23 protein-coding genes and 3 pseudogenes are annotated in these 19,730 nt (G+C 69.7%); 11 read left to right on the top strand and 15 right to left on the bottom strand.

All coding sequences use genetic code 11. From position 1 onward, the window contains the following. Nucleotides 1–131: 131 nt before the first annotated feature. From ACFV9O_RS30020 to ACFV9O_RS30000, 5 genes are all read right to left on the bottom strand, one after another. Complete coding sequence (locus ACFV9O_RS30020) at nucleotides 132–1,376, bottom strand: cytochrome P450 (RefSeq protein WP_385423284.1); 1,245 nt, start codon at nucleotides 1,374–1,376, stop codon at nucleotides 132–134. Beyond that, nucleotides 1,373–2,359: an amidohydrolase family protein gene (locus ACFV9O_RS30015; RefSeq protein WP_385423282.1), complete on the bottom strand. Its 987-nt coding sequence runs from the start codon at nucleotides 2,357–2,359 to the stop codon at nucleotides 1,373–1,375. Before ACFV9O_RS30015 ends, ACFV9O_RS30020 begins: the two co-directional genes overlap by 4 nt. Continuing rightward, on the bottom strand, nucleotides 2,356–3,243 hold the full coding sequence (locus tag ACFV9O_RS30010) for an NAD(P)-dependent oxidoreductase (RefSeq protein WP_385423280.1): 888 nt from the start codon (nucleotides 3,241–3,243) through the stop codon (nucleotides 2,356–2,358). Before ACFV9O_RS30010 ends, ACFV9O_RS30015 begins: the two co-directional genes overlap by 4 nt. Further along, a complete protein-coding gene (locus tag ACFV9O_RS30005; protein ID WP_385423278.1) occupies nucleotides 3,240–3,578 on the bottom strand; it encodes an antibiotic biosynthesis monooxygenase family protein in 339 nt (112 codons plus the stop codon). The genes ACFV9O_RS30010 and ACFV9O_RS30005 overlap by 4 nt, the downstream gene beginning before the upstream one ends. 569 nt (nucleotides 3,579–4,147) lie before the next feature. Continuing rightward, nucleotides 4,148–4,537: a DUF5997 family protein gene (locus ACFV9O_RS30000; RefSeq protein ID WP_385423276.1), complete on the bottom strand. Its 390-nt coding sequence runs from the start codon at nucleotides 4,535–4,537 to the stop codon at nucleotides 4,148–4,150. A 67-nt stretch (nucleotides 4,538–4,604) separates the two neighbouring features. On the opposite strand from ACFV9O_RS30000, the gene ACFV9O_RS29995 reads away from it, so the two are divergent. Next, a complete protein-coding gene (locus ACFV9O_RS29995; protein WP_385423274.1) occupies nucleotides 4,605–5,387 on the top strand; it encodes a LysR family substrate-binding domain-containing protein in 783 nt (260 codons plus the stop codon). A gap of 76 nt (nucleotides 5,388–5,463) precedes the next feature. Here ACFV9O_RS29995 and pgm read toward each other — a convergent pair whose 3' ends face one another. Continuing rightward, entirely contained in the window at nucleotides 5,464–7,104 is a 1,641-nt protein-coding gene (pgm, locus tag ACFV9O_RS29990) for a phosphoglucomutase (alpha-D-glucose-1,6-bisphosphate-dependent) (RefSeq protein ID WP_385423272.1), read from the bottom strand. Between the two features lie 169 nt (nucleotides 7,105–7,273). On the opposite strand from pgm, the gene ACFV9O_RS29985 reads away from it, so the two are divergent. From ACFV9O_RS29985 to ACFV9O_RS29975, 3 genes are read left to right on the top strand one after another with little or no spacing between them, the layout of a single operon-like run. Then, entirely contained in the window at nucleotides 7,274–8,515 is a 1,242-nt protein-coding gene (locus ACFV9O_RS29985) for an RNA ligase (protein ID WP_385423271.1), read from the top strand. A gap of 2 nt (nucleotides 8,516–8,517) precedes the next feature. Beyond that, nucleotides 8,518–9,432: an AAA family ATPase gene (locus ACFV9O_RS29980; RefSeq protein ID WP_385423269.1), complete on the top strand. Its 915-nt coding sequence runs from the start codon at nucleotides 8,518–8,520 to the stop codon at nucleotides 9,430–9,432. Nucleotides 9,433–9,435: 3 nt separating this feature from the next. Beyond that, nucleotides 9,436–9,999, top strand: a complete 564-nt coding sequence (locus ACFV9O_RS29975) for a PAS domain-containing protein (RefSeq protein WP_385423302.1) — start codon at nucleotides 9,436–9,438, stop codon at nucleotides 9,997–9,999. Here the strand turns inward: ACFV9O_RS29975 and ACFV9O_RS29970 are convergent. Further along, nucleotides 9,918–10,337 (bottom strand): hypothetical protein, encoded by a 420-nt coding sequence (locus ACFV9O_RS29970; RefSeq protein WP_385423267.1) that lies wholly within the window; start codon nucleotides 10,335–10,337, stop codon nucleotides 9,918–9,920. The two genes, ACFV9O_RS29975 and ACFV9O_RS29970, sit on opposite strands and share 82 nt — an antisense overlap. Nucleotides 10,338–10,441: 104 nt before the next feature. On the opposite strand from ACFV9O_RS29970, the pseudogene ACFV9O_RS29965 reads away from it, so the two are divergent. From ACFV9O_RS29965 to ACFV9O_RS29950, 4 genes and pseudogenes are all read left to right on the top strand, one after another. After that, a pseudogene (locus tag ACFV9O_RS29965) lies at nucleotides 10,442–10,764 on the top strand (transposase); the annotation flags it as partial. 366 nt (nucleotides 10,765–11,130) lie between these two features. Continuing rightward, a pseudogene (locus tag ACFV9O_RS29960) lies at nucleotides 11,131–11,526 on the top strand (helix-turn-helix domain-containing protein); the annotation flags it as partial. A gap of 114 nt (nucleotides 11,527–11,640) precedes the next feature. Beyond that, nucleotides 11,641–12,141: pseudogene (locus tag ACFV9O_RS29955) on the top strand (type III effector protein); the annotation flags it as partial. A 257-nt stretch (nucleotides 12,142–12,398) separates the two neighbouring features. Beyond that, entirely contained in the window at nucleotides 12,399–13,697 is a 1,299-nt protein-coding gene (locus ACFV9O_RS29950) for a PP2C family protein-serine/threonine phosphatase (protein WP_385423265.1), read from the top strand. 2 nt (nucleotides 13,698–13,699) lie between these two features. Here ACFV9O_RS29950 and ACFV9O_RS29945 read toward each other — a convergent pair whose 3' ends face one another. Genes ACFV9O_RS29945 through ACFV9O_RS29910 form a run of 8 tightly spaced genes read right to left on the bottom strand, consistent with a single transcriptional unit; the run spans nucleotide 13,700 to nucleotide 17,392 of the window. Continuing rightward, on the bottom strand, nucleotides 13,700–14,104 hold the full coding sequence (locus ACFV9O_RS29945; RefSeq protein ID WP_385423263.1) for a gas vesicle protein K: 405 nt from the start codon (nucleotides 14,102–14,104) through the stop codon (nucleotides 13,700–13,702). Continuing rightward, complete coding sequence (locus ACFV9O_RS29940; RefSeq protein ID WP_385423261.1) at nucleotides 14,094–14,327, bottom strand: gas vesicle protein; 234 nt, start codon at nucleotides 14,325–14,327, stop codon at nucleotides 14,094–14,096. The genes ACFV9O_RS29945 and ACFV9O_RS29940 overlap by 11 nt, the downstream gene beginning before the upstream one ends. Further along, the gene (locus tag ACFV9O_RS29935) at nucleotides 14,324–15,139 is read right to left on the bottom strand and encodes a GvpL/GvpF family gas vesicle protein (protein ID WP_385423259.1); all 816 of its coding nucleotides are present in this window, start codon (nucleotides 15,137–15,139) and stop codon (nucleotides 14,324–14,326) included. The genes ACFV9O_RS29940 and ACFV9O_RS29935 overlap by 4 nt, the downstream gene beginning before the upstream one ends. After that, nucleotides 15,132–15,581: a gas vesicle protein gene (locus ACFV9O_RS29930; RefSeq protein WP_385423257.1), complete on the bottom strand. Its 450-nt coding sequence runs from the start codon at nucleotides 15,579–15,581 to the stop codon at nucleotides 15,132–15,134. The genes ACFV9O_RS29935 and ACFV9O_RS29930 overlap by 8 nt, the downstream gene beginning before the upstream one ends. Beyond that, complete coding sequence (locus tag ACFV9O_RS29925; protein ID WP_385423255.1) at nucleotides 15,574–15,837, bottom strand: gas vesicle protein GvpG; 264 nt, start codon at nucleotides 15,835–15,837, stop codon at nucleotides 15,574–15,576. Before ACFV9O_RS29925 ends, ACFV9O_RS29930 begins: the two co-directional genes overlap by 8 nt. Before the next feature lie 10 nt (nucleotides 15,838–15,847). Next, nucleotides 15,848–16,561, bottom strand: a complete 714-nt coding sequence (locus ACFV9O_RS29920) for a GvpL/GvpF family gas vesicle protein (protein ID WP_385423253.1) — start codon at nucleotides 16,559–16,561, stop codon at nucleotides 15,848–15,850. Between the two features lie 3 nt (nucleotides 16,562–16,564). Continuing rightward, entirely contained in the window at nucleotides 16,565–17,068 is a 504-nt protein-coding gene (locus tag ACFV9O_RS29915) for a gas vesicle structural protein GvpA (protein WP_385423251.1), read from the bottom strand. Between the two features lie 30 nt (nucleotides 17,069–17,098). Then, on the bottom strand, nucleotides 17,099–17,392 hold the full coding sequence (locus tag ACFV9O_RS29910) for a gas vesicle protein (RefSeq protein ID WP_385423249.1): 294 nt from the start codon (nucleotides 17,390–17,392) through the stop codon (nucleotides 17,099–17,101). Nucleotides 17,393–17,541: 149 nt separating this feature from the next. Here ACFV9O_RS29910 and ACFV9O_RS29905 point away from each other — a divergent pair, with 149 nt between their 5' ends. From ACFV9O_RS29905 to ACFV9O_RS29895, 3 genes are read left to right on the top strand one after another with little or no spacing between them, the layout of a single operon-like run. Next, nucleotides 17,542–18,345 carry a histone protein gene (locus tag ACFV9O_RS29905; RefSeq protein WP_385423247.1) on the top strand — a complete coding sequence of 268 codons (804 nt, stop codon included), beginning with the start codon at nucleotides 17,542–17,544 and terminating at the stop codon, nucleotides 18,343–18,345. 4 nt (nucleotides 18,346–18,349) lie between these two features. Next, nucleotides 18,350–19,288 (top strand): SRPBCC family protein, encoded by a 939-nt coding sequence (locus ACFV9O_RS29900; protein ID WP_385423245.1) that lies wholly within the window; start codon nucleotides 18,350–18,352, stop codon nucleotides 19,286–19,288. A gap of 43 nt (nucleotides 19,289–19,331) precedes the next feature. Beyond that, the gene (locus tag ACFV9O_RS29895) at nucleotides 19,332–19,613 is read left to right on the top strand and encodes a CsbD family protein (RefSeq protein ID WP_385423243.1); all 282 of its coding nucleotides are present in this window, start codon (nucleotides 19,332–19,334) and stop codon (nucleotides 19,611–19,613) included. The last annotated feature ends 117 nt before the right edge of the window (nucleotides 19,614–19,730 follow it).

The following is a 19,730-nucleotide window of genomic DNA, read 5'->3' as shown; positions in this document are numbered from 1 at the left end:
GGGGAATCTTCGGGAGGGCGGACCGTTGTGGTGGTTTTTGCGCCTGCGTGTGTGTGGCGGCTCCGCACCTGGGTGGGGAAACGCGGGCGCGGAGCCATTGCAACTCCCCGGGGTCCCCGCCCCCGGCGGCGTCACGACCCGGCAGGGTCGAGCACGACCGGCAATTCGGCGAGGCCGCGGAAGGCCGGGAACGGCACCTCCATCCACTTCGCCTCGGCCGCGGGGCCAGCCAGAGTCATCCTCGGGAACCGGCCGAACAGACCAGTGAGGGCGATCTGCATCTCCAGCCGGGCCAGAGGAGCTCCCAGGCAGTAGTGAATGCCGTGCCCGAACCCGAGATGGGCGTTCTGTTCGTTGTCCGGACGCATCACGTCGAACTCGTCCGGGCGGTCGAACTTCAGCGGATCGCGGTTGGCCGAGGTCAGCGCGATCTGGACCAGGGCGCCCTTCGGGATCCGCGTCCCGCCGATCTCCACGTCCTCGGTGGCGTAGCGGAACGTCGCGCTCTCCACCGAGCCGTCGAAGCGCACCAGCTCCTCCACCGCCTGGCCGACCAGCTCCGGATTCTCCTGCACGGTACGGAACTGTGCGGGATGGGCCAGGAGGTGGTGAACGGCGTTGCCGATGAGGTAGGCGGTCGTTTTGTGACCCGCGAACATCAGCAGGAACGCCGTCGAGACCAGCTCGTTCTCGGTGAGGCCGCCGTCGTTGTCCCGCACCGCGGTCAGCGCGCTGAGCAGGTCGTCACTCGGTTGGCTGCGCTTGCGCGCGATGAGATCCGTGAAGTACGCGTGCAGATCCTCCTCCGCCTTCTGCTGGGCCCGCTTGGACTCCTCGCTGAAGCCGGTCTGCGCCACCGTGGTGGACAGGTGGTGCATCTGCGACCGCTCCTCGGGCGGTACACCGAGCAGTTCGCAGATCACCGTGATCGGCAGCGGGAACGCGAACGCGGGCAGCAGGTCGAACGGCTCCCGGGTCGGGCATCCGTCGAGCAGCTCCTCGACGATGCCCTGGATCCGCGGTCGCAGCGCTTCCACGCGGCGCGGGGTGAACGCGGAGTTGACGAGTTTGCGCAGCCGGGTGTGCTTGGGCGGATCGGAGTTGAGCATGTTGTCGTCCAGCGCCACGGACGAGTCACCGAAGATCTTCCGGTAGGCGTCCATGGCCCCGTACATGTCCTTGCTCAGCCGCGGGTCCGACAGGGCCGCCCGTGCGTCCTCGTACTGCGTGATCAGGTACGTCTCGTTGCCGTGCGGCGGTCTCATGGGGCAGACCGGCGCCGTGTCGCGCAGCCGGGCGTAGAACGGGTGCGGATTCCGCCGGAACTCGGGGGTGCACCGCTCGGCCGCGGCGACTGGGTCTTGCGTCGTGGTCACGGACGACTCCTGAGGTCGAAGAGGGCCTCGGCGTTGCCGCCGAGGATGAGCTGCTGGGACGCCTTGTCCACGGGCAGCTTCTCGATCATGCGGATGAGGTCCTCCAGCGGCGCCGACATCGGCGGTGAGTCGGTGCCGAACAGCATCCGTTCGGGCCCCAGCACCTCGGCGTTGAGACTCAGGTGCGCCGTGCTGAACGGGCTGGTGTCGACGTACATGCGCTGGAGTGCCGCGGCAGGGTCGGCCGCCGGTGGGTTCTCCGCCGACGGGGTGGAGGGCGGCGCCGCCGGCGGGGCGGAGGGCGGCGCCCCCCCGGCCCAGTGCCGGGGGCGCGCCGCCGTCTGCAGGCGCTCCGGCAGCAGCGCCATCGCGCCGCCACCGGTCGCACCGATCAGCCGCAGACCGGGGTACTTGTCCAGCCATCCCGCGAACGCGATCATGGCCATGCCCATCGTGACGTCGCCGAAACGGCCGATCTGCTCGACGAAGCCGATGTTGTCGACCCGCTCCGTGCCGACCGGTTCGGCCGGGGCGTGCACCAGGACCGGCACTCCCGCCTCGGCGGCCAGCGCGAAGAAGGAGTCGGCACGCGGGGAGCCGAGCAGCTCGCCGTGGACGCTGGACGTGGTGATCAGGCCGACGAAGGCGGGGTCCGCCAGCGTCTCCCTGACTCCCTCCAGGTGATCGTCGTCGCCGAACGGGTTGGCGTAGACGTACCCGCGCAACTGGTCCGGGAACTTGGCGATCACGCCTGACATCCAGGCGTGGAAGCCGCGCAGCCGGTCGCGCGGTTGCGCGTAGTTGTCGACGCCCGGGACCCGCGCCATCGCGCCGGCGCCGACCGGGCTGCCGATGATGGTGAGGTCGATCCCGGCCTGGGCGCGAGCGGCGAGCATGCCGTCGACGTCGGTCAGGCTGGGGGGCATGGGGAAGCGTTTGGCCGCCTCCGGTGGGGACAGGTGCCCGTGGATGTCGATGATCATGTGTCGGTTCCCGGGTTCGGTGTGAGTGCGCGGGTGACCGCGGCGCAGTCCTCGTCGCCGAGCCCTTGCTCGGTGGCGCGGACATGCGTCTCGGCTGCTGCGGCTGCCAGGGGCAGACGCAGGCCGGCCTCCGCTGCCTGCTTCGTAGCGAGCATGAGGTCTTTGGCCATCAGCCGCAGCCGGAAGTCCGGCTCGTCGAAGCGGTCGGCAGCCAGGCGCCTCGACTTGAACGCCATCACCGGCGAGGCGAAGCCGCTGCCCGCGATCGTCCTGAGAACCAGCTGGCGGTCGAGCCCTGTGGCGGACGCCAGTTCGGTGGCCTCGGCCAGCGCCTGCACCTCTATCCCCATCAGCAGGTTGAGGAGCAGCTTCATCCGCATGCCGGAACCGAGCGCGCCCAGATGGACGACCTCCTTGCCCAGCATCTCCAGCAGCGGCCGGCCCGCGGTGAAGGCCCGTTGCTCGCCGCCGACGAACAGCCGCAGCTCGCCGTCGCGGGCGTGCTCACGGTTGCCGAGCATGCCGACGTCCAGAACCGAGGGCACGTCCCCGGCGATGCTGGCGACCTCTTCGGGAGCGACGGTGCTGGCGCAGATCAGGGTGCCCGGGTAGGTGCCCCTGGCCAGGACTCCGTCCGGTCCCCGGAGCACGGTGCCGAGGGCTTCGCCGTCGGCGACGGTGCAGATGGCGGCACTCGTGCCCTCGACGGCATCCGCTGGGTGGGCGGCTGCTACGGCGCCCGCCTTGGCGAGCGGCTCGGTCCGCTCCGAGGTGCGGTTCCAGACCCGCACCTGTATGCCTTGGTCAAGGAGGCGGGTCGCCAGGCCGGTGCCCATCCTGCCGAGACCGAGGACGGCCACAGGGCCGTCTGTCGTGCGCGTCATGACGTCTCCTTCGTGGTCTCCTTGACGACCCGGAACCGCAGGGACTGCGTCGAGTCGACCCACTTGCGGAGCGGGGCCACCAGTGCGCGGTGGTCCTCGCTCTGCTGCCAGGCGAAGAAGTGCTCGGGCGTCTCCCACTCGCTGGTGATCACCCACTGGCGGGAGTCGTCGACGGGCTCGCCCAGCCTCTCGATGATGTGACCGGGGGTTCCGGCGACGGACTTCCGGATCTGGTCGTACATGTCCAGAAACCCTTGTTCGCCGCCCTCGATCACACGGACCGCGAATACAACGGACAGCTTTTCGGCCGAATGGCCCTTCTGCTTGGTGCCCATGTCTCCTCCTGATGGTGAGATCCGGCAGGACACGACTCCTACCGACTCATGACCCCAGTGGCGTCGCAACTCCGAATGGGGGACAGGCCAGTCGGGACAAGGGCTGACGCTCTGTTGTTAGCCTGTTCGGGTGAGTGATGAGGCACCCCCATGCGCGTCGGACACGGCCGATTGGCGTCACACGAAAGGGGCTCGGATCACCAGGTGCCGTTCAGCTTCGCGAGCACGCGGGTAAAGCGTCGGCTTGGGCCGGAGAACGTGATCCGCCGTGTGCGTGGGTGTGCGTGACTTCATGGCGGTCCGGGTCCGGATTCCGTATCCGCCGTCCGCCGAAATGCTCAGCCGGCGCTGGACGTTGATCGGCGCGGCCAGGAGCGCCGGGCCCGGCGACGGGGCCGGGCGTGCGGACGGCACGGCCGCTCCGTCGGTCGCCGACGGCATGAGCCCGGCGCGGTTCGGGCCACCCGCGTCCCACGGGCATCGTCGAGCGAGGAGGACGAGCCCGACCAGGAGGGCACGACGAGGAAGATCAGGACTGCAGGAGCATCAGGAGTGCAGGAGCGCGGTCCTCAGTGCTGGTCGCCGCGCGCCGCGTTCTTCTCCTTGACGCGCGCCGCTTCCTTGCGGACCTCGGCCTGGGTGGCCCGTTCCTTCTGCAGCCACTCGGGAAGGTCGCGCTTCAGCGCGTCGATCTGCTCCGTCGTGAGCGGCTCGGCGATTCCGCCGCGTGCGAGACCCGAGATGGAGATGCCCAGCTTCGCCGCGACCACCGGTCGCGGGTGCGGGCCGTTGCGTCGCAGCTCCTGCAGCCACTCCGGCGGGTCGGTCTGCAGCGCGTTCAGTTCGGCGCGCGAGACGACACCCTCCTGGAACTCGGCGGGGGTGGCCTCGAGGTACACACCCAGCTTCTTCGCCGCGGTTGCGGGCTTCATCGTCTGGGTGGTCTGGTGCGACGTCATGGTGTCAAGGGTATCGAACGGGTGCACTACCTCCGACCACCACAGAACCGGCAGGTAGCCTGTCAGGGTGACAGGCTCGGAAGTATCCCCTTTGTTCCGGCTCGCGTATGTCCCGGGAGTGACGCCCTCGAAGTGGGTGCGGATCTGGAACGAGCGGCTGCCCGACGTCCCACTGGACCTCATCGCGGTTCCCGCCGCCGAGGCATGTGACGTGCTGCGGGGCGGCGGCGCCGACGCGGGTCTGGTGCGGCTGCCGGTCGACCGGACGGACCTGAGCGCGATCCCGCTCTACACCGAGACGACCGTGGTGGTGGTTCCGAAGGACCACCTCGTGGCGGCGGTCGACGAGGTCTCCGCCGAGGATCTTGCGGACGACATCGTGCTGCATCCCCTCGACGACGTCCTCGACTGGGAGCGTCTGCCGGGAAAGCCCGCGATCGAGCGGCCCGCCACCACGGCGGATGCCGTCGAACTGGTGGCGGCAGGAGTGGGGCTGCTCGTCGTCCCGCAGTCACTCGCCCGCCTGCACCACCGCAAGGACCTGACCTATCGGCCGGTCACCGACGCCCCCGAGTCCCGCGTCGCGCTGTCGTGGCCGCAGGACGAGACCACGCCCGACCTGGTGGAGCAGTTCATCGGGATCGTCCGCGGGCGCACCGTGAACAGCACACGGGGCCGCCCCCCGGCCCCGGCACAGCCGAAGGCCAAGCGCCCCGACGCGGGCGGCGCACAGCGGAAGTCCGCGGCCGGCAAGAAGCCCGCGGCCGGCAGGTCGACCGGCAAGAACCCACGGGGCGGTGCCGGCGGACCCAAGGGCGGCAAGCGCGGCAAACCCCGCCGCCGGTCGTAGCCCCGACATCGCCGACGGCGCCCGGGCTCGGCTGTACGGCCGCACAGCCGAGCCGGCCGAGCCACGGGCGGACGCGTCAGCTGCTCAGCGCCGCCGCCACGACGGACCGGGCCTCCTCCTGCACCTGCGTCAGGTGGTTCGGCCCAAGGAACGACTCGGCGTACACCTTGTAGACGTCCTCGGTACCCGAGGGCCGCGCGGCGAACCACGCGTTGGCGGTGGTCACCTTGATGCCGCCGATGGCCGCCCCGTTGCCCGGAGCATGGGTGAGCACCGCGGTGATCGGCTCCCCGGCAAGCCTGTCGGCCGTCACCTGCTCGGGGGAGAGACGGCTCAGCACGGCCTTCTCCTCGCGCGTCGCGGGGGCGTCGACGCGGGCGTACGCCGGTTCGCCGAACCGGGCGGTGAGCGACGCGTAGTGCTCGCTCGGCGTCCGCTCCGTCACGGCCAGGATCTCGGACGCGAGCAGGTCCAGGATGATGCCGTCCTTGTCGGTGGTCCACACCGACCCGTCCCGCCGCAGGAACGAGGCACCTGCGGACTCCTCGCCGCCGAAGCCCAGGGTGCCGTCGATCAGCCCGTCCACGAACCACTTGAAACCGACCGGCACCTCGATCAGCTCGCGGCCGAGATCGGCCGCCACCCGGTCGATCATGCTCGAAGACACCAGGGTCTTGCCGACCCCTGCGCCGCCCGGCCACCGGTCGCGGTGCGTGTAGAGATAGGCGATGGCGGTGGCGAGGTAGTGATTGGGATTCATCAGTCCGCCGTCGGGGGTGACGATTCCGTGCCGGTCGGCGTCGGCGTCGTTGCCGGTGGCGATCTGGAAGCGGTCGCGCCGCTCGATCAGTGACGCCATCGCGTACGGGGACGAGCAGTCCATCCGGATCTTGCCGTCCCAGTCCAGCGTCATGAACCGCCACGTCGGATCCGTGTGCGGGTTGACGACGGTCAGATCGAGCCGGTGCTCCTCCGCGATGCGGCCCCAGTACGCGACGGACGCGCCCCCCAGCGGATCGGCCCCGATCCGCACCCCCGCGGCGCGCACGGCGTCCAGGTCGAGTACGGACGGCAGATCGCGCACGTAGGCGCCGAGGAAGTCGTAGCGCTCGGTGGTCGGCGCCCCCAGGGCCGCCGCGTAGGGCAGCCGCCGCACATCCTTCAGACCGCCCGTGATGATCTCGTTGGCACGCTCCTGGATCCAGCCGGTCGCCTCGGAGCCGGCCGGTCCGCCGTTCGGCGGGTTGTACTTGAAGCCGCCGTCGGACGGCGGATTGTGCGAGGGCGTGACCACCACGCCGTCCGCCAGGCCGGAGGTGCGCCCGCGGTTGTGGGTGAGGATCGCGTGCGATACGGCCGGGGTGGGCGTGTAGCCGTCTGCGGAGTCGATGAGCACGGTGACGCCGTTCGCGGCGAAGACCTCCACGGCGGTCACCCGGGCGGGCTCGGACAGCGCATGGCTGTCTGCGCCCAGGAACAGCGGGCCGTCGGTGCCCTGCCGGGACCGGTACTCGCAGATCGCCTGGCTGGTCGCGGCGATGTGGTCCTCGTTGAAAGCGGTGTCGAGGGAAGACCCCCGGTGTCCCGACGTGCCGAAGGCGACACGCTGGGCGGGTACGGCCGGATCGGGGTGCAAGGCGTAGTACGCGGTCACCAGCCGGGCCACATCGATCAGGTCCTCCGGCCGCGCCGGCTGTCCCGCGCGCTCGTTCGGCATCCGTCCACTCCATCCACGTCCGTCGGTCGGTGCGATTCGTGCACCAGTCATGTCCGTGCACCAGTCATGATTGCCTGTCGGGCGCGTTTCGTCCGCTTGCCCGCGCCCACGTCCCCCTGCCGCCTGCCCGTTCCCGCAGGTAATTCGGTGTCGCCCGAGCCTCCCGCACATGACAATCGAGGACCACCACCGGGAGGAACACATGAGCCAGGCCTACCTGACTCTCCACGAGCTGCTGCCGTCGCAGGAGTTGGCGGCGGCCATCGACGCCGGGCACGTCACCCGCAAGACGCACCCCGAACTGCCGCTCTCGCTCTACACGTACACGAGGACGTGCCAGTACGAGCGGGTGTGGAACAGCGTGACCACGCGCTGCCGCGGCCTCGTCGCCGACGACGCCACCGGCGAGATCGTCGCGCTGCCGCTGCCGAAGTTCTTCAACGTCGGCGAGCACCAGGCAGGTCAGCCGTACGCGCCGGCCCTCCCGGACGAGCCGTTCGAGGTGTACGACAAGGTCGACGGCAGCCTCGCCGTGGTCTTCCACTACGCCGGCCGGTGGCGGGTCGCGTCCAAGGGCTCGTTCACCAGCGCCCAGGCCACCTGGGCCCAGCGCCTGCTCGACGGCAAGGACACCGCCGCCCTGGTGCCCGGGGTGACCTACCTCGCCGAGATCCTGTACCCGCAGAACAGGATCGTCGTCGACTACGGCGACCGCCGGGACCTGGTGCTCCTAGCCGCTTTCGGCAAGGACGGCACGGAGATTGCCCTGGCCGATGCCGCGGCCGGCTGGAAGGGCGTCGGCTCGGTCGTCACCGTCTGGCCCGCCATGCCGCTCGCCGACCTGCTCGCCCTGACCGAGTCCAACCGGCTGCCCGGTGGCCGCGCCGCCACGGGCACCGACGCCGAGGGCTTCGTGCTGCGCTTCGCCTCGGGCGTCCGCGCGAAGGCCAAGCTCTCCGAGTACGTACGGCTCCACAAGGTGCTCACCGGCGTCATCGAGCGGGACATCTGGCGCAGCCACGGCATCCAGCGCTTCGCCGGCCTGCCCGCCAAGCAGGTGGCCCAGGCGCTCGGCTGCTCGGCGACGGACATCGAGGCGTCCGGCGGCCGGCCCCTGGACGCGCTTCTGGAGCAGGTGCCCGACGAGTTCGACACCTGGGTGCGCGAGGTGATCGCGCGGATCGAGAAGGACGTGGCCGACCGCGAGTGCGCGATCGACGAGGCGTACGGGACCGTCGCCCATCTCGCCGGTGACCGGGGCGCCTTCGCCCGCGCCGTGAAGGAACTGCCCGACACCGCCGTCCGCCCGGCCATGTTCCTGCGCCTGGACGGGCGCCCGACCGAGCTCGTGACGTACCGTTCCGTCCGGCCGGAGGCGCCCGACCCTTACCTGACCGACGAGGAGAGTTGACCGTGCCCGTAGTACACGTCATGACGGGGCTTCCCGCCTCGGGCAAGACGACCGCCGCGCGCAAACTGCAGGAGGAGTCCGAGGGCCGGATGCGCCGGGTGAACCTCGACGATCTGCGGAGGATGCTCGACGTGCCGGCACCCGAGCGCGGCCGGTCGTGGGCGCACGAGCAGACCGTGCTGGCGGTCCAGGACGCGGCGGTGCGGGCGGCGGTCGACGGCGGCTTCGACGTCGTCGTCGACAACACCCACCTGACGCCCCACATCCCCAAGCGTCTGAAGGCCGCGGTGGCCGGACAGGCCGCGTTCGTCGTGCACGACTTCACCGACGTACCGGTGGAGGAGTGCATACGGCGCGATGCCGAGCGGGACCGGGCCGTCGGCGAGGAGATCATCCGGATCCTGGCCGACAAGCACACGAAGGCAAGGCAGGGCGGCTGGCGGCTCACCGAGGCGTGGCTGAACGACGAGCCCACGGTCGAGCCGTACGTCGCCGACCCGGCGCTGCCGGCGGCGGTGATGTGCGACATCGACGGAACGCTCGCCCTCAGGGGCGACCGGGGGCCCTACGACTTCACGCGCTGCGACGAGGACCTGCTCAACGCCTCGGTGCACGGGGCCCTGTGCTCCTTCCGGCGTGCCGACGGCGATGTCATCGTCCTGCTCTCGGGCCGTGGCGAGGAGCACCGCGAGATGACGGAGGCGTGGCTGCGCCGGCACGACGTCCCGTACGACGAACTGTGGATGCGCGCGGCGGGTGACGGGCGCCGCGACGACGTCGTGAAGGCCGAACTCTTCGACCGGCACGTCCGCCACCGCTTCGCCGTGCGCGTCTCCCTGGACGACCGCGACCGCGTCGTCGCCGTCTGGCGCCGCATGGGCCTGCCCACCTGGCAGGTCAACTACGGCAACTTCTAGGGCATACGCGACACCGAGCTGTGCTGCACCTGGGTCAACGACACGCAGGGTCTCAAGGACGGCATCCCTCTCCAAGGACGGCTCGGGCGCACGCTGACGGAGGCCGCGCCCGGCCCGGAGACGAAGACGCTCGAGGCGCTGATGCAGCAGGTGCTGGAGGGCGGTGTCCCGGCGATCCACATGGAATACCGGGCCTTCCAGCCAATCCATGGACGCGGGAAACCTACGTTGGCTGCCTCACTCTTCCGCCATGACGACGCGCACGGCCGTGCGCTGGGCCTATGCGCCGTGAGCATGGATGTCACCGACAGCGAGCGGGCTCGCGAGCGCCTGGCGATCCTGGGCGAGGCCGGCAAGAACATCGGAACCACACTGGACGTCCTGCGCACCGGGCAGGAACTGGCCGACCTCGCGGTGCCGCCACCCGCGGACTTCGTCACCGTCGACCTGGCGGAGCCGGTCCCGCTCGGCGAGGAGCCCGTGGATCAGGTGGTCTCTGGGTCGGTGCCGACAGCACCGGCAGAGCGAAGCGACTGGCCCAGTGCGCCGGTGAGAATGCGGGGGTGACGCCGCCACCACCACATGTCGGGGTGGGGCAGTTTGTGGAACTGGTCGAGGGCCAGGCCGTCGTCAGCGACGGTCGCTGCCCTGAACCGCTCGTCCAATGTCTTGATCCGCGGTGTCCAGAGCTGGACGACATGGTCGTGCAGCAGGAGCCACGCCTCGTGGAGCCAGTTCCGGCAGTAGAGGTCGTTGGCGTACTCGTAGACGTCGTCGCCGTAGCCCCGTTCGACCGCACCCACCAGCGCCGCCCACGCATCGACCCTCTCGGCAACTGTGAATGCCGTACGCCATCCGCGCCGGTGCAGTAGCTCGCCCACGTCGGCTTCATTGTGAGTGCTCATCATGGCGAGGTTCTCACGACGATGCCGGCGGAACCATTGAGATCTGCTCAAGGGCCGCCAAGCCTCGTGACAAGGGCCTCGGGGGCTGGTGAGACGATCTTGTCGTGGTTGGTGTGATCACGGCGTCGGAGCCTTCCTGGACAGCCCCGTTCACCGGGCTGAGCCCGCGACAGTTCGGGAAACCGGTCTCCAGCCCCGCAGGCGGTTCCGCAAAGACACCGTGCTGATCGTGGACGGCACCCTGGTCCCCACCCGCGACCACTCCGTCGCCGAGCAGTCGAAAAACTACCGCTACTCCACCCACCACCAGGTGGTCATCGACGTCGACACCCGTCTCGTCGTCGCCGTCGGCAAGCCGGTCCCCGGCAACCGCAATGACTGCAAGGCGTGGGAACTCTCCGGTGCCAAGGCAGCCGTCGGCCGCACCACGGTGCCCACCACGCCATGCTCGACATCGCTCGCCTGCACAACCTCACCCTCGCCGGGTGACCGATAGCAAATGGGCAGGTCAGCCAGCACGCGAGAGATCATTTACGGGACAGCGTCCAAGCGCGCCGCCTACCGCACCGAAGGGCTGGAGTGCCTCTCTGGACGGCGTGATGGGCTCGCCGGACTTATGTACTGGAGGCAAGACGCTCCAGGCGACCCATCGCCCGATTGTGAACCCGCTTCCCTCCCGGCCTACTTCGACGGCACCCGCACCACCGAAGTGCGCGGGCACGAGCAACTCCCTTTCGTCCGTGCCCGTGTCGCTGGGCGCGGGCGATGTGGTGCTGCTGCCGCACGGGACGGGCCCGCGGCGCTGAACGACCCGGTCGTGGCCGCCGCCCTGAGCGCGCTGCACTCGGACCCGGCCACCGCCTGGGCCATCGTCCGCCTGGCCGCCGAGGCCGGTGTCTCCCGCCCCACCCCGGCCCGCCGGTTCACCGCCCTGGTGGGCCGGTCCCCGATGGCGTACCTCACTTGGTGGCGACTGACCCGGGCCGCGGGCCTGCTGCGCGAGACGGCCGACCCCTTGGACGCCATTGCCCGACAGGTCGGCTACGGCAGCCCGTACGCCCTGTCGCACGCCTTCAGCCGGCTGTTCGGCACCACACCGGGGAGATACCGGGCGAGGGGCACGGACCTGGCCGGTCGGGGGAGGAGCCCGGCACGGCGAATGGATGACCAGACGTCGTCGATTCCGTAGGTCCCATGCGGGGAAGGGGTCCACGGCCGAGAGGCGTTCGCCCTCCGACATGAGGCAGCCGACGAGGGCGGCCTGAACCGCCTCAGTGCGCAGACCGGTGCCGAAAACGACCAGCTGCTGCTACGTGAGCTGCGCGACCAGCTCGCGGGATGGGAGGCGGGACTGATCGAGACCGCTCGCGAGGCAGGGCCAGCTGGGCCGACCGCGCGCACCCCCTCGGCGTCGCCGGCCGCCAGGCCGCCGAACGGCGCTGTCTGCGCGTGCGCCCCGGCGCGGCCGGCACCACCGGTGAGCAGCGCGTGCGGGCCACCCGTGACCGCCGTGCCGCTGACCGCAGGGTCACCGCAGGGGCCCGCGACAACGCCGCGGACCTGCGGCAGCCCGCCGGTCAGATCACCGCTCTGACGGACCTGCCCGCTGAGGCCCGCACCCCGATCGCCCGGTTCGCCGGCGCCCTCGCCGACAACGACGCCGCCGGCCTGGTCGACCCGCTGACCGGCGTCCACGCGCACCTGAGGGAGGGCCACCCCGACCGGCCCGTGTCGACACCGTCACCCGCACGCCGATCGCCTCCGTCAGGGCAGCGGCGACCGCCGCCGCCCCACGACCGGGTGACCACCGGCCCTGCGCGGAGGTACGCGAGAGCGGAGGTACGGCGGGATACGGGACCGTGAGGGTCGGTGCGGCTCCGGGAGGGCCGACCGCGGCGCGTCCTGGTGCTCAGCTCGCCCGGTGCCTTCGCCCGCCCTACGCTGACTTCGTAGGCCTTGCTGCTGTCACGGGGCTTCCTGCCCGGAGCGCCGCCGTAGGCCTTGTGTTGCACGGCCAGTGTGCCGGCGGGCCTCGGCGCCGTTGCGGGATGGATGTGTGCGATGGCCGGTCCGGAGAGAACGGCACGGATGCTCGGAGGTCTGCTGGAGGCCGCTCACCTCGCAGGCATCGAGGAGCTGCCGGGGCTGATCGCCGAGTATGCGGCCTTGGCCGGGCTGGAGGATGTCCGCCTGTACGTGGTGGACCTGCGCCAGGAGTTGCTCAGGGAGCTGACGGGCCGCGGCCCTGACGCCGGGGACGGCGGTGACGAGCACTCGGTCGACGGAACGCTCGCGGGCGCCGCGTTCCGTGAGACGCGAACGATCGCTTCGTCTCATCTCACCGACGGTGGACGGCGCCGGTACTGGGCGCCGGTCCTGGACGGCACACAGCGCCTGGGCGTACTGCGCGCAGACTGCGTCGATGACGAGGACGGGGAGGACGGGAGAGCCGCGCTCAGGCCTCTCTCGTCCCTTGCGGGGCTGCTGCTGGCCAGCAAGCGTCCGTTCAGCGATTCGCACGCCCGTCTGGTGCGGACCGAGACGATGCATGTCGCTGCGGAGATGCAGTGGAAACTCATGCCTCCTCCGGCCTTCGCGAACGACCAGGTGGTCATTGCCGCCGCGATGGAGCCCGCGTACGAGGTCGCCGGCGATGCCTTCGACTACGCGCTGGCCGGCGACATCGTCCACCTGGCGATTTTCGACGCGATGGGACACGACAGCGCCGCGGGTCTCACGGCGAACCTCGCGGTGGCGACCTGCCGGTCCAAGCGCCGGGACGGCGCCGATCTGGTCGCCACGGCCCAGGCGATCGAGCGCGCCCTGGTGAAGGAGTTCGTGCACACCCGCTACACCACGGGGATCCTGGCCGATCTGGACACCCGCACCGGCCTGCTCTCCTGGGTCAACTGCGGCCACCTGCCGCCCGTACTGATCCGTGGCGGACGCTGGACCACCACCTTGAACTGCCCGCCCAGCCACCCCATGGGCACAGAGCTGGAGCTGCCCGTCACGGTCTGCCATGAGCAGCTGGAGCCGGGGGACAGGCTGCTGCTCTACACCGACGGCATCACCGAGGCGCGAGATGCGGGACGGCAGGAGTTCGGCCTCGCACAGTTCGTCGAATTCATCGTCCGCCATCACGCGGACGGCCTGCCGGTGCCGGAAACCCTGCGACGCCTGATGCGCGCCGTCCTCCGGCACCACCGCGACAGCCTGTCCGACGATGCCACCGTCGTCTTCCTCGAGTGGCACGGCAGTGCGCGCAACACGGCCTTGAGGCCGACGAGGAGTCGCGGAGGGCGCCTTCCCGACGAGAACGCGCCGACTGGGGCGCAGATCCCCGAAACGCCGACGTGACGTCAGTCGGCCGGGGGAAGCAGCGTACCCAGGGGGCCCAGATCGAGGTTGAGATCCTCCATGGTCAGCCCGTACCGGGCACACAACTCGGTCATACGGTCGTGAAGGATCATGAGCGTCGCCCCCAGGCGTTCCTCCTGCTCCTCCGTGAGATCCCCTTGGTCCACCCGGTGCAGCGCTTGCCGCTCCATCAACTGGCGGAGGAGCTCCACCAGGGTGAGGACGAGCCGGACCAGATCCCGTTCCACGGTGTCCGGATCGCTGCTGATCCTGCGCGCCGGGACCTGCGGGCCCCGCCCGGAACCGGTCAGATCCTGCGGAGCGGCAGGAAGCAGCCGGAAGGCGCGCGCGGCGGCATCCGCGACCTCGTCGAGCCGACGGAACCTGTCCTCCGCTTCAGCGGCCATCGTCGTCTCCGGGCGAGGAGCGAATGGACATGATCAGGGCACGCAGGGAGACCCGCACGAGATCGATGTCGGCGATGGACAGCACCACATCGCCGGTCAGGACGACGCCTCCGCTGAGCAGCCGGTCCAACAGGTCGATGAGGGCGACCTGCCGCTCAGGCAGCGGCTCCACCACCTCCCGCGCGTGGGCCGGGGCCACCGAGGCCGGGTCGGACGCCGTCACGGCCCCGCCCCTTGCACGGTCTCGGCGGTCGTCTCCGGCGGAGTGGCGAAGGAGTACGGCGCCCACGGTCCAGTGAGTTCGACGCGTACCCCGTCGAGCCCCTCCGCGGCGCGGCTCACCTCGGTGCGGAACTCGTCAGCGCGGTCGCGGGGGACGAGATACGCGTCGTTGACGATGTTCTCGCCCGCCCCGGTGGCCAGTTCGCCCTGCTGCACACGGTGGCGTGCGCGGTCGGCAGCAAGTCTTCGGGCCGCGGTCTCGACCCGCTCCGCCGCCGTCTGTGCGGCCTGGTAGACGGTGTTGCGCACACTCTTCTGCTCCCTGCGGGTACGCAGATACGCGCGCCCGGGGCTCAGCTCCTCGGCCGGCGCCTCCTCGGCGGGGACGGGCGCCGACGACGGTTCGACGTAGATCTTGACTCCCCACTCCACGTGCGCGGCGAGGCGGGACAGCCGTTCCGCGAAGGTGTCCCGCTGCGCCTCCAGGACACTCCGTGCACGGTCGTCGTCGAGATACACGGTCGCGAGGCGCAGGGGGAGGACCGTGGTGCGGGCGGACACCGCCTCCACCACGCCGTGGTGGGCACGGGCGACCGACTCCAGCCACTCCAGGTCCTCGAGGTGCCGTTTGAGGGCGTCCTCCTGGAAATCCTTCGAGGGCACCGGACTCACCACGAGCACCGGGCCGTCACCGTGTGTGAGGCCCAGCAGACGTACGGGAGCGCCGCTGACACCGGTGAGCCCGGCCGCGGTCGCCTCCAGCCCGTCGGTCTCACGGGCGACGGCGTACACGTAGGTGACGTCGTCAGTCATCACTCCGCCTCTTCGTGCGACGAGCCGGTCCGGGCTTCTCCCCGGTCGCGGGCTCTTGCTCGTCCACGGGGAGTGCCCTGCCGCGCCGGGAGCCTTCGGGGAGTGCCTCGCCCTGGCGCAGCGCGTCGATCTCGGCCCGCAGCCGCCGGTTCTCCTCCGCGAGCGACCGCTCACCCCGACTGCGCGAGGACAGCGCGGGATCGTGCTCCCACCAGTCGATGCCCATTTCCTTGGCCTTGTCGACCGAGGCGACCAGCAGTCGGAGTTTGATCGTCAACAGCTCGATGTCGAGCAGATTGATCTGGATGTCGCCCGCGATGACGATGCCCTTGTCGAGCACGCGCTCCAGGATGTCGGCCAGGTTGGCGGAGGAACCCTGCCCGTACGGCGGAGCGGCCCTGGAGGGGTAGGAGCCAAGGCGGTTGGCCGGCGGATCAGCCACGGCTGTGACCTCGGCCTTCCTGCCAGAAGGCCCTGATCTCCTCCAGCCGGTCGAGGAGCTCGTCCTCTCTCCGGTCGAAGGTCTCCTCGTCGATCTGCCCCGCGAGCAACTGCGCTTCGAGCTCCGCCAGCTCGCGCTGCACGGGTTCAGGGTCGTAGTACTCGTTCTCGGCCGCCTCCAGCACGCGGTCCACCACCCAGACGGCGCCGCGCACGGGCGCCAGAGGCAGGGTCACGATCTGAGTGAGCAGGCCCATGAGATCACCTTCAGACGAAGCTGTACGGGGGCAGCGGGCCGTTGAGCCGGAACTCGAAGTCGTCCCCCATCTGGTTCGCGAGACTCAGTTCGGTGGTGAGGAAGCCCTCCTCCTGTTCCTGGGCCACCAGGAAGGAAACGCTGAGGAAGTCCTCGCCGGTCGGCTGGGACACCTCCTGATCCCGGGAGAAGGGCCGCAACGCCTCGATGATCCCCGCGGCCAGCGCTTCCTGGCGCGCCTGTACCTCCTGGGCCACCAGCTCTCCGAGCGCGAGTGACGCGTCGGGGCCGGCCGTGCCGTTGCGGATCGAATCGTTGAGCTGCCGGGCGTCGCTTGATTCCTCAAGGATCTGGCGGAGCAGCCCCTCCTCGTCCTGCCGCACCTTCAGGTGGTACTCGGTGCAGTTCTCGAGTACCCGAAGTCTGTCGGTGTACTCGGCGGCCCGCTCCACGAGGACGGTACGGACGGCGTCGTCGTCCGGCGCCGTGAGACCGAACCTCAGGGGAAGCACGGTGCCGTCGGCCATGAGCTGGTTCTGGACCTCCTGGTGCGCGGTGAGGTCGCGGCGCTTGGGACGCAGATCGCCAGGCGCGTCGCTCACCACCGCGGTCAGTGACCCCGCGCGGACCGGACGCAAGGGGGAGGGCGGCTCTCCGACCCCGGCGACACCGTCGAGTCGGAGCGGATGCTGCTTGTCGGCGATGGAGTAGACGTACACGGCCATGTCTCAATCCTCCTCCTCGCGTTCCCTTGCGCGGCGGGAGGTCCGCCGGGCCGTCCGCCGTCGCCTCGCCACCGGCTCCTTCTCCCTCTCCTCATGCTCCTGCTCCTCGGGGCCCTCGTCCTCGTCCTCGCCCTCTTCGTCGTCCTCCCGGCCGCTGCCCTTGAGGGAGTCGGTCACGGCCTCCACGGCGCCCGTCAGGGCGCCCTTGGACTTGCCTCGGGCCCCGCTCTCGAGCGAGTCCCCGACGATGTCCGTCAGCTGCGCCGGTGCCTTGCTGCCGGCCTCGAGGTCGAGGCGGTTGCAGGCTTCCGCGAAGCGCAGATACGTGTCGACGCTGGCCACGACGATGCGGGCGTCGATCTTGAGAAGCTCGATTCCGACGAGCGACACGCGGACGAAGACGTCGATGACGAGTCCGCGATCAAGAATGAGGTCCAGGACGTCGTAGAGGTTGCCCTGGCCACCACCCCGCGTGACGCTTCCTCCACCTTGTGGCACCACGGTCATGGCGCCTCCCTTCGCCGCCCGCCCCTTGCCTCAGGGCGTGCGGTCGATCTGTCCTCGGGTGTACCGGCGTACGCGCTCGTACGCCACCAAGTCGCCCTCCTTGTCCAGGGTCACGCGATAGCTGGCCATCACGCTGGTGGTCTCGGGGATCCTTTCCAGTTCAAGGACCTCCACATTGGCCTCCCACCCGTCGTCGGTCGGCCTGAGTGCCGAGACGGACTCCGGAGGCCGGCCGAGCAATTGCTCCAGCTGCTGTGCGGCGGACCGCATGGCCCACGCCGCCTTGTCCTTGCGTCGCCGCTTGGCAGGTTCTGCTGGGGCCATGGTCGTGTCCCGTTGGATGGAGTGTGCGCGGTAAATCGACGCGCAAACATAGAATCTCATCATATAGGGACATATCTGGCATCCGCGTGGGCAGGCCCACTGTGGCGCGAAGTCCTGCTTCTCAACGCCCTTTGCGAAGGGATCAGTTCATGAATGACACGACCAAGATCGCTCTCGCGGCCGCGGTCGCGGGTGGATACGTGCTCGGGAGGGCCAAGAAAGGGCGACTCGCGTTCGCCGTGGCGAGCTACATCGCCGGGCGTCGTTTCGGGCTCGACCCACAGCAGCTCGCCACGGAAGGCCTGCGCAAGCTGAAGGACGTCCCGCAAGTTGCCGACCTCAACGAGCAGATACGGGACGAATTGCTGGGCGCGGGCCGTAAGGCCCTTGCTGCCGTGGCGGACCGAAAGCTCGCCGATTTCGCGGACTCCCTCCATGAGCGCACGCTCCGCCTCGGAGAGAAGGGCGAGGGCGAGGAGGGCGAGTACGAGGCGGAGGAAGAGGAAGAGCCGGAGGAGGAAGAGCCGGAGGAACCGGAAGAGGAGGAGCCCGAGGAGGAAGAGGAGGAGCTGGAAGAGGAGGAGCCTGAGGGAGAGGAAGAGCCTGAGGGAGAGGAAGAGCCTGAGGAAGAGGAAGAGCCCGAGGAGGAGAAACCGCGGCCGCGTCGTAGGGCGCCCGCGAAGAGTGCGGAGAAACCCGCTCCGCGTAAGAGAGTCGGCAAGAAGAGCGCCAGAGAGCCCGCGAAGAAGCCCGCGGCCGCGGCGAAGCGGCCGGCCGCGAAGAAGGCCCCCGCGAAGAAGGCGGCGGCCAAGAAGACGGCCGCGAGGAAGGCGCCGGCGAAGAAGGCCCCCGCGAAGAGGGCACCGACGAAGAAGACCGCCGCCAAGAAGACCGCCCCACGGAAGACGACGGCGCGGGCGCCCGCGAAGAAGACAGCGGGACGGCGGAGGTAGGGCCATGGCCAGGACAGATCGTGCCCCCGGTGGCGGAGAGTCGGGCCTGGACCTGCTGCGTGACGAGCTTATGGACTACCTCGGCGCCCAGATGGAGAATCTCGCGGACAAGGCCGGCGACAAAGTGTCCGACCTCACCGACCAGTTGCTTGACGCGGCGGAGGGCGGCGGCTCGCTGCCCGGCGGCGGCATCGTGAAGGCACTCATCGGCAGCAAGGTCAAAGGGGTGAAGGACACCGTCGTGGGCAAGGCCAAGGACCTTTTCGGTGGTGGCGGCAGCCGGAAGTCCGGCGGGGGCAAGTCCATGAACATCGTGGAGGCCCTCGATGTGGGGGTGCCGATCCGCACCGCGTACGACCACTGGACGCAGTACGAGGCGTTCAGCGACTTCGCCAAGGGCGTGCGCAGCGTGTCCCAGGAGGACGAGGCGCACAGCGACTGGAAGCTGAAGGTCGGGCCCTCGTCGCGGAGTTGGAAGGCCACGGTTCAGGAACAGATTCCGGATGAGCGGATCATCTGGACCTCTGAGGGGGCCAAAGGGTCCACACGCGGTTGTGTGAGCTTCCATGAGCTCACGCCCGACCTCACGCGCATCGTGCTCGTCGTCGAGTACTACCCCTCGGGCTTCTTCGAAAAGACCGGAAACATCTGGCGCGCACAGGGGCGACGCCTGCGGCTTGACTTCAAGCACTTCCAGCGGCACGTCACCTTCACCGACGAGGAAGTCGAAGGATGGCGGGGAGAAATCCGTGACGGTGAGGTCGTCCGCACCCACGAAGAGGCCATGGAGGAAGAGGAGGAATACGGCGAGGCGGGAGAAGAGGAGGAGTACGACGAAGAGCCCGAGGAGCCCCAGGAGGGCGACGTAGAGCCCGAGGAGCCCCAGGAGGGCGACGAAGAGGAATACGAGGAAGAGGAGGAAGAGGACGAGGAGGAGGAATGACGTTTGCGGTGCTTCTTTCGAGGTAGCCGCATGACGTAGACGTATGAATTACCGGTCTTTCAAGGAGCTGGTACAGGTGGCCGCACAGGGCAAGAAGATTCGCGGCAAGGCCCAGGAGGCCGTGGGCAAGGCCAAGGAGCAGACAGGGAAAATCACGGACGACGACGAGCTGCGTCTGAAGGGGAAGGGCGACCAGGTCGAGGGCAAGACCCGCCAGGCGGCCGCGGACGCGGAGAAGACCGTACGTGGAACGGCCGCGGACGCGGAGAAGACCGTACGCGGAACGGCAGAAGAGCTGAAGGGAAAGGCGCGCAAGCACACGTGAGGGACCACGTTCCGCGGGCCTGGGACGGAAGTGGTTCTCCCGTCGCGGGCCCGTCACGCGTGTCCGCATGGATATGCAATGCCGGGCATCTGCCACAAGGCTTCCCGATTCCGGGAG

This window comes from Streptomyces sp. NPDC059909, from assembly GCF_042730885.1.
In the GTDB taxonomy this organism is placed as follows: Bacteria; Actinomycetota; Actinomycetes; order Streptomycetales; family Streptomycetaceae; genus Streptomyces.
Note: the sequence above shows the minus strand (reverse complement) of the source record. Positions and strands in the feature narration are given on the sequence as shown.